Annotated in this window: 8 protein-coding genes and 1 pseudogene; 6 read left to right on the forward strand and 3 right to left on the reverse strand. The window is 67.1% G+C overall.

Going from position 1 to position 7,898, the window contains the following annotated elements; all coding sequences use genetic code 11:
- A pseudogene (locus tag A5709_RS12700) lies at positions 1-329 on the reverse strand (serine/threonine protein kinase); the annotation flags it as partial.
- Positions 330-394: 65 nt separating this feature from the next.
- Positions 395-922 (reverse strand): serine/threonine protein kinase, encoded by a 528-nt coding sequence (locus tag A5709_RS12705; RefSeq protein ID WP_068120162.1) that lies wholly within the window; start codon positions 920-922, stop codon positions 395-397.
- A 368-nt stretch (positions 923-1,290) separates the two neighbouring features.
- Between A5709_RS12705 and A5709_RS12710 the strand changes: the two genes are divergently transcribed.
- The 6 genes from A5709_RS12710 to A5709_RS12735 all read left to right on the forward strand — a co-directional run bounded on the left by A5709_RS12710 (position 1,291) and on the right by A5709_RS12735 (position 7,065).
- Complete coding sequence (locus tag A5709_RS12710; RefSeq protein WP_046183018.1) at positions 1,291-1,626, forward strand: CD225/dispanin family protein; 336 nt, start codon at positions 1,291-1,293, stop codon at positions 1,624-1,626.
- A 15-nt stretch (positions 1,627-1,641) separates the two neighbouring features.
- The gene (locus A5709_RS12715) at positions 1,642-2,067 is read left to right on the forward strand and encodes a DUF2752 domain-containing protein (RefSeq protein WP_068120164.1); all 426 of its coding nucleotides are present in this window, start codon (positions 1,642-1,644) and stop codon (positions 2,065-2,067) included.
- Between the two features lie 53 nt (positions 2,068-2,120).
- Positions 2,121-3,620 (forward strand): M28 family metallopeptidase, encoded by a 1,500-nt coding sequence (locus A5709_RS12720; protein ID WP_068120166.1) that lies wholly within the window; start codon positions 2,121-2,123, stop codon positions 3,618-3,620.
- Positions 3,617-5,089: a M28 family peptidase gene (locus A5709_RS12725; RefSeq protein ID WP_068120167.1), complete on the forward strand. Its 1,473-nt coding sequence runs from the start codon at positions 3,617-3,619 to the stop codon at positions 5,087-5,089. The genes A5709_RS12720 and A5709_RS12725 overlap by 4 nt, the downstream gene beginning before the upstream one ends.
- Positions 5,090-5,128: 39 nt before the next feature.
- On the forward strand, positions 5,129-6,580 hold the full coding sequence (locus tag A5709_RS12730) for an HNH endonuclease signature motif containing protein (RefSeq protein ID WP_082973859.1): 1,452 nt from the start codon (positions 5,129-5,131) through the stop codon (positions 6,578-6,580).
- Between the two features lie 104 nt (positions 6,581-6,684).
- Positions 6,685-7,065, forward strand: coding sequence for a hypothetical protein (locus A5709_RS12735; RefSeq protein WP_156768033.1), 381 nt, complete (start codon positions 6,685-6,687; stop codon positions 7,063-7,065).
- A gap of 41 nt (positions 7,066-7,106) precedes the next feature.
- On the opposite strand, the gene A5709_RS12740 is transcribed toward A5709_RS12735, so the two are convergent.
- Positions 7,107-7,664, reverse strand: coding sequence for a hypothetical protein (locus A5709_RS12740; protein ID WP_068012037.1), 558 nt, complete (start codon positions 7,662-7,664; stop codon positions 7,107-7,109).
- Positions 7,665-7,898 lie beyond the last annotated feature (234 nt).

Genomic DNA, 7,898 nt, shown 5'->3' on the forward strand with positions numbered 1-7,898 from the left:
GCGGCCAGGGACACGTCCTTGATGGTGGAACTGAACGCGGAGGCCAAGTTGGTGCCGTTGGAGAAGAGGGCGTAGACGCCGGAGCCGGGTCCGCTTGGGTCGGGGCTTTGCCCGCACAGGAGCTCGGCCAGTTCACCGGATTCGGTCAACTCCTGCGACTTGCAGTTGTTGAGGCCGTAGCCCTTCGACAGGTTGGCCGCCAGCGTGTTCATGTCGGCGGCGGTGCCGGTGTTGGGTTCCGCGACCGCGGTGGCGCTTGCCGCGAAGACCAGACCGCCGGTAACCGCTGCCGCCGAGACGGCCCGCAGCGCGGTGTTGAGGTGTGACATTTTCGTTGACTCCCTATGGTTGTTGGATGGGTGATGCCGAAACCCGTTCCCCCCCAATTGCGAAGTCAGCCGTTGGCGCGCCACCACTGGTAGAGCGCGGCGGCGTCGGTGTTGGATCCGCGGATGTAGCTCAGGATGTTCTTGGCGTCGGACGTCCAGATGATCTCGGCGGCGTTCTGATACGTCCCACACGCCACCTGCCCGGCATTGCCGCTGTTGCTGCCCTGGTGCCAACTGGTTGGGGATTGGCCGCTGTCCCCACAGGCGCCGAGCACGTCGTCTTTGATGCTGGCCTTGAACGAGCCGACGAGGTTTTCGCCGTTGTTGAACAGGATGTACTTGGCCTGGACCGGGCCGCTCGGATCGGGGCTCTGCCCGCAGGTCAGCGACGCCAGTTCGCCGGTGGTGATGCTCTGGGCGGTGCAGTTGTTCAGCCCGTAGCCCTTCGACAGCGATGCCGCAAGCGTGTTGATGTCCGACGAGCTACCGGTGTTCGCGGGATCCGCGGCCGCGGTGGCCGTGCCCGCTAAGGCGCAACCGCACGCGAGCGCCGCGGCCGTGGCGAACCGCGACGCGTTGCTGAGGTAGGACATCCTCTGACTCCTATGCGGTTGTGGGACCGGCGTCGCTCACCGGAGAAACATACTTCCGCTAAGTAGGGATCGTAGGGATATGTCCAGACAAAGCAACACATTCCGCTGGCAATTGTCTGTCTCGGCATCTTTCTCGACACCGCAGCGCAACGGGAGATCCCGCGCGATTTCGAAACTCATTTTCGGCCAATCCTTTTGGTGTGACCGGATTCCTTCGGCAGAAGAACGGCGGCTTAACGCGGGGGAACGGTCGTGGAGCACGTCAGCGGGGCGAAGGGAGATTTTCAAATTGCTAGTGCCGCCGCGACTGTGCTCGGGTATGGTAAGCACCGCTTTACGCCAGCTAACTTCTCGGGACTGGAGATTTCATGACACAACCGCCGGCACCGCCCCCTCCGCCGCCTGGTTACCCGCCGCAGCAGCCCGCCGGGCAAGCGCCGAATAACTATTTGGTGTGGTCCATCCTGGTGACCCTGTTCTGCTGTCTCCCCTTCGGGATCGTGGCGATCGTCAAGTCCAGCCAAGTCAACGGTCTCTGGGCGCAGGGCCGTTATGCCGAGGCGCAGGCGTCCGCCGACAGCGCCAAGAAATGGGTGATCTGGTCGGCGGTCATCGGTGTCGTCGTGGGCATCATCTACGGCATCCTGATGGCGGTCGGCGCGCTCAACACGAACACCAACGCGGCGCTCGCCGCGATGTTCTGAGCTCGGTTCGCGACCATGGTGACCCGCCAAGGGTCGGCGCCACTGAGTCTGGGAGCACCGCTGGTGGTGGCCGCTTCCACGACGCTGATGTGCGCCGCCATCTGGGCGGGTGACCCGATCACCCCCAACGGTCCGCTGCCGGTGTGTCCCACCAAGGCGCTGTTGGGGATCGACTGTCCGGGGTGCGGCAGCCTGCGCATGCTGTATTCCCTGATGCACGGCAACGTCATGGCGGCCGTCAGGTTCAACGCGTTGGGCCTGGCGGCCGTCGTGCTGCTGGTTTGGGCGTACTTTGCCTGGACCTATGGACGGGTGGTGGGCCGACGGGTCCGGAGCTGGCAGCACGGTCGCTGGGCCGCGGTGGTGACGCTGACGCTGGTCGCGGCGTGGTTTGTGGTGCGCAACATTCCCTTTGCGCCTTTCAATGCGCTCTACGTCTGATACCGCCGTGTCCTGATCCCGGGCGCTCCTCCCGGCGTCTAACCTGGGGCGCGATGGTGAACAAATGCACGACGATCCCGGCGGCGCTCGTTGTGGTCGCCATGACCGCGTTCTCGACCGGCTGCTTCCATCGGTCGACCAACGCCCAACAGGCCACCGGAAACCCCGACGCGGCCAAGTTCGCCGGCGCGCTGCACGACAAGGTCACGGCCGACGCGATGATGGCCCACCTGGCAAAGCTCCAGGAGATTGCCAACGCCAACAACGGCACCAGGGCGGTGGGCACCCCCGGCTACGAGGCCAGCGTCGACTACGTCGTAAACACATTGCGCGGCAGCGGCTTCGACGTGCAGACCCCCGAATTCTCCGCGCGGGTGTTTCACGGGGACAAGCCGGAGGTGACGGTCGGTGGGAGGCCGGTCGAGGCGCACGCGCTCGACTTCAGCCTCGGCACCCCACCGGACGGGGTGAGCGGGCCGCTGGTCGCCATCCCCGCAAACAACGGCCCCGGTTGCGCGGCCTCGGATTACGGCAACCTGCCGGTGCAGGGTGCCGTGGTCCTGGTGGACCGCGGCACGTGCCCGTTCGCTCAGAAGGAGGACGTCGCGGCGCAGCGCGGCGCGGTCGCGATGATCGTCGCCGACAACGTCGACGAGCAACAGATGGGCGGCACGCTCGGGCCGGACACGACCGTCAAGATCCCGGTGGTGAGCGTGACCAAGTCCGTCGGCGTGCAACTGCGCACCCAGCCGGGGCCGGCCACCATCAAGCTGAAGGCGAGTGTGCAGAGCTTCAAGGCCCGCAACGTGATCGCGCAGACCAAAACGGGATCGACGACCAACGTCGTGATGGCGGGCGCCCACCTGGACAGCGTGCCGGATGGACCGGGCATCAACGACAACGGTTCGGGAGTGGCCGCGATACTGGAAACCGCCCTGCGGCTGGGTAATTCGCCACAGGTGCGCAACGCGGTGCGGTTCGGGTTCTGGGGCGCGGAGGAACTCGGCCTGATCGGATCGCGCAACTACGTCGAGTCACTCGACCTGACTGCGCTCAAAAACATCGCCCTGTACCTCAATTTCGACATGCTCGCGTCGCCCAACCCCGGCTACTTCACCTATGACGGGGACCAATCGCTGCCGGCGGACGCCCGCGGGCAGCCGGTGGTGCCGGAGGGATCGGCCGGTATCGAGCGCACGCTGGTCGCCTATCTGAAGTCGGCCGGAAAAACCGCGCAGGACACGTCGTTTGACGGCCGTTCCGACTACGACGGGTTCACCCTGGCGGGCATCCCCGCCGGCGGCCTGTTCTCCGGTGCCGAGGTGAAAATGTCTGCGGAGCAGGCGAAGTTGTGGGGCGGGACCGCCGACCAGCCGTTCGACCCCAACTATCATCAGAAGACCGACACCCTCGACCACATCGACAAGGCCGCGCTGGGCGTCAACGGCGGCGGCGTCGCGTACGCGGTGGGCCTGTACGCCCAAGACCTCGGCGGCCACAACGGAGTGCCCGCGATGGAGGACCGCACGCGCCACGTGCTCACGAAGCCATGACCCGCCGGCTGGGAGCGGCACTGCTGCTGGCGACCGCGCTGCTGGCGGGCTGCTCGTCGGGACGGCCGGGATCACCCGCGGCCGCACCGGATTTGGGTCGCGGCCTGGCCGGAAAAGTGACCGCCGATCGGATGTTCGCCCACCTGCGCGCGCTGCAGAACATCGCCAACGCCAACAAAGGAAACCGGGCGGACGGCACCCCGGGGTACGACGCCAGCGTCGACTACGTGGCCAAAGCGCTGCGCGACAGGGGGTTTGAGGTGATGACCCCGCAGTTTGACCGGTTGTACACCGTATCCCCGGGCAGGCCGGCGATGACGATCGCCGGACGCAGCTACCCCGTCGACCAGGCGTCGTTGCTGGTCCAGACACCGCCCGGTGGACTGACCGGCCAGCCCGTCCGGCCCGCCCAACCCTCGGGCTGTGCGGCCAGCGATTACCCGGCCGCGCTGCCCAAGGGTTCGATCGCCGTCGTCGACGACGCGCGTTGTTCGGTGGTCGACAAGCAGAACAGCGCGGTGGCCAAGGGCGCGGCCGCGCTGGTCGTGCTCAGTGCGCCCGCCGGCCAGGGCGCCCCGCCGACGTTGTTCAATCCGGGCTACTTCAAGCAGCTGACCGTGCCGGTTGCGGTCGCGGGCAGGCCCGCCGCGACCGCGCTCGCCGGCGCGAGCGCGCCCATCCATCTGGTGCTGGACGCCCAGAACACCAAGATCACCTCGCGAAACGTGCTGGCGCAGACCAAGACCGGTTCTCCGCACGAAGTGATCATGGTCGGGGCGCATCTCGACAGCTCGCGTGGCGGGCCTGGCATCAACGACGACGGATCCGGGGTGGCCGCGGTGCTGGAAACGGCGCTGCAGCTCGGCCCGTTGGCGCCGGTGAACAACGCGGTGCGATTCGCGTTCTGGGGCGCCGACGAGGACGGGCTCAACGGCGTCATGGATTACGTGTTCGGCCTGGACGGCGATCAGCTCAACGATCTGGCGATGTACCTGAACTTCACCCGGCTGGGCTCGCCCAACGCCGGCTTCTTCACCGACGACGGCGATCAGTCCGGTCCGCCGGCGCCTGGGGTGACGTACGCGGACATCCCGGACGGGTCGGCGGGCATCGAGCGCACCCTGGCCGGCTATCTGAACCTGGCCGGGAAGCGGCCCGCGGACATGCCGCTGAGCACGCTCGCCGACTACCACCCCTTCATGGTCGCGGGCGTTCCGATCGGGGGCATGACGGCCGGCGCCACGCAGCCGAAAACCACGGTGCAGGCCCGATTGTGGGGCGGGCAGGCCGGCGTCCCGTTCGATCCCAACTATCAGGGCCCCCACGAAACCGTCGACAACATCAACCGCGACGCGTTGGCCATCATGGGTTCCGGCGTCGCCTACGCCGTGGGCAGCTACGCGCAGTCCACCGGCGGGGTGAACGGCGTCCCGTCGCACGACAAGCGCCATCGCACCCGGATGCCGTAATCGCCGCACTTGTCGGTGGTACTTCCTATACTAGAACACATGTTCGATACGCGACTGCACGAGTATTGGAAGCCCCCGCGGTGTGAGCGCTCGCGGGCGTTGCTGGATCGGATGTGCGCGTCGTGGCGGCTAGAGGCCCAGGTGGTGGCGGCTCGGCTGGACGCGGTCGGGGAGTTGTTCGAGCTGCGCCGCGCCCAGCGTGGCGAGGAGGCCGATTGGGCGGTGGACACCTGGGCAGCGGTGGGGGCCGAGGTAGCTGCGGCGTTTCGGGTCAGCTTGGCGATGGCGGGCAGCTTCATGCGGTACGCGCTGGCAATGCGTGAGCGGCTGCCGCAGGTGGCCGCCGTGTTCCGCGCCGGTGACATCGATTTCCGGTTGTTTCAGACCATCGTCTACCGCACCGATCTGATCACCGACGCTGAAGTGCTGGCGGCCGTGGATGGCGAGTTGGCTGTGCGCGCGGCGCGTTGGCCGTCGATGACCAGGGGACGGTTGGCCGGCGAGGTGGACAAGATCGTCGCCAAGGCCGACGTCGACGCGGTGCGGCGCCGCCAGCAGTGTCGGGCCGAGCGTGAGGTCTGCATCGAGGATCTCGAGGGCGGCATGTCCGAGATCCGCGGCAGCTTGTTCAGCCCGGATGCCCACGCCTTGGACGAGCGGTTGGATGCCCTGGCGGCGACGGTGTGTGAGCATGATCCGCGCGGCCGCGATCAGCGGCGTGCCGACGCCCTCGGGGCGCTGGCAGCCGGGGCGGATCGACTGGGCTGCCGTTGTGGGCGGCCCGATTGCGCGGCGGGAAAGCGTCCTGCGGCAACGCCGGTCGTCATTCATGTGGTCGCCGAGCAGGCGAGCGTCCAGGGCCACGGGTCGGCCCCGGCGACGGAGGTGGGTGCTGACCGGCTGATCTCCGCCGAGGTGGTCGCCGAGCTGGCCGGCTCGGCGAGGCTGGTGCCGGTGAGCGTCCCAACGCAGGCCGAACCGCGCTACATCCCGTCGGCCCGGCTGGCAGATTTCGTGCGGTGCCGGGATCTGACGTGTCGGGCGCCGGGGTGTGATCGCCCGGCCGTCGACTGCGATATCGACCATACGATCCCGTACGCCGATGGCGGCCCGACTCATCCGTCGAACCTGAAATGTCTTTGCCGCCAACATCATTTGCTCAAAACGTTCTGGGGCTGGCGCGACGAGCAGCTGCCCGACGGCACCCTCATCTGGCGCCTGCCCGACGGACACACCTACGTCACCGCCCCGGGCAGCGCGCTGCTGTTCCCCAGCCTGTGCGCGCCCACCGGCGACCTGCCCGCCCCCGCCACCGGCGCCGAGCGCTGCGGCGAGCGCACCGCGATGATGCCGCTGCGTAACAGGACTCGTGCCCAGAACCGGGCCCAGCGCATCGCCACCGAACGCCACCACAACCGCCGAACGCGACTAGCCACCCAACCCACCGCATGCGGCCCCGCACCCCCGGCCGACGAACCGGCGCCGTTCTAGTTCCGTTCGCCACTACCGACCACGGCGCCGATTTCGTGGCGGCGGGCCGATGAATGCGCCCGATTTGACCAACTGTCGGGCGGCTGTGGCGGTACGATTCTTCTTTGATCGTGGAGAGAACGACCGTGAGATATGTCGCTAATAGTCTTGCGCTACTCGCCGTTTGCATTCCGGCCATCGGTGGGCCGGGGGTCGTGTCCGCGGACACCGTCGCCCCGAATGGCCTCGCTTCGGTGGGGAGTTGGCCGGACAACGCGTGCGGCGGCTTTTCGTCCTGGCATGTGATCAACAACTTGAAGGATGCTTCGGTCCGCGCGACCGTGGCGGTTCAACGCAAATCGGGTAGTCAGGAATTCAACGATCGGTACGTTTACGACCTAAAACGTGGCGAATCGAACTTTGTCTCGTGCAGAAGGATAAAGGCCCCCGACGGCCCGGGATTTTACGACATCAGCGCCTCGCTGGTGGGCGCGCAAATGACGTAGCAACTCCGCCCCTGGCCACGACGCCTTCAAGGCATTGGCCGTCAAGGCCTGCGAGGTCCCATCATTCGGCCGCAGCCCATCGACTGTTGCATCATGGCGGGCATCCCGTCCCGCACGAAACCGGTGACCTCACGCGCGTGTGCACGGATGACATCGGTGAGGGCCGGATCCTCGGCGGTCTCCTCGGCAATCACGCCTCTAGGCGTGAACGTGAGCTGGCGCCGGTAGCCGCCGGCGCGACGGAAAAGTGTCGGCAGGCTCTGGCTCATACAACGGATTTCGGTGCCCTGATCGAGGTGGGCGTACATGCTCGAAACATGCTCTTGCAGTTGAGCGGTCAGGTCCGGTGATGCCGATTCGGTGGTGGTGCGCACGCCGCCGGGGATGTCCTCGACGATCCGGTCGATTTCGCTGTGCCGCATGAACATCTCCATGTAGCGGCTCATGTCCATGTGACCGGCGCCCATGAAACCGCCCCCGTCCGTGAGGCGGATAGCGGTCGAGGGAGGACCAAAGACGCGCGCACGCAGATGCGCCAGACCCAGGACGCTGCCCGCGCCGAGCGCGGCGAGCGCGGCCCGCCGAGTGAATCCGGCCATCAGGTAAGCCGACCAGATGGGCCACGCCCTTTTCTAGGGCCAATGGTCCCTACCCCCGGTGGGTATACCCGTGCCATCGTTTGGGGCATGACGCAAAATCCTGAATCCAGCGGCGAACCGACCACCGTGACCGGCCACCCCGGGGACGGGCATCGATTCGGCGCGCACAGTCGGCTGGGTCAAGTGGTCGCGTGGGTGGTCATCGTCGCCGGCGTCGTGTTCGTGGTCGCGGCA

It is taken from the genome of Mycobacterium sp. E1386, assembly GCF_001672745.1.
Taxonomy (GTDB): domain Bacteria; phylum Actinomycetota; class Actinomycetes; order Mycobacteriales; family Mycobacteriaceae; genus Mycobacterium.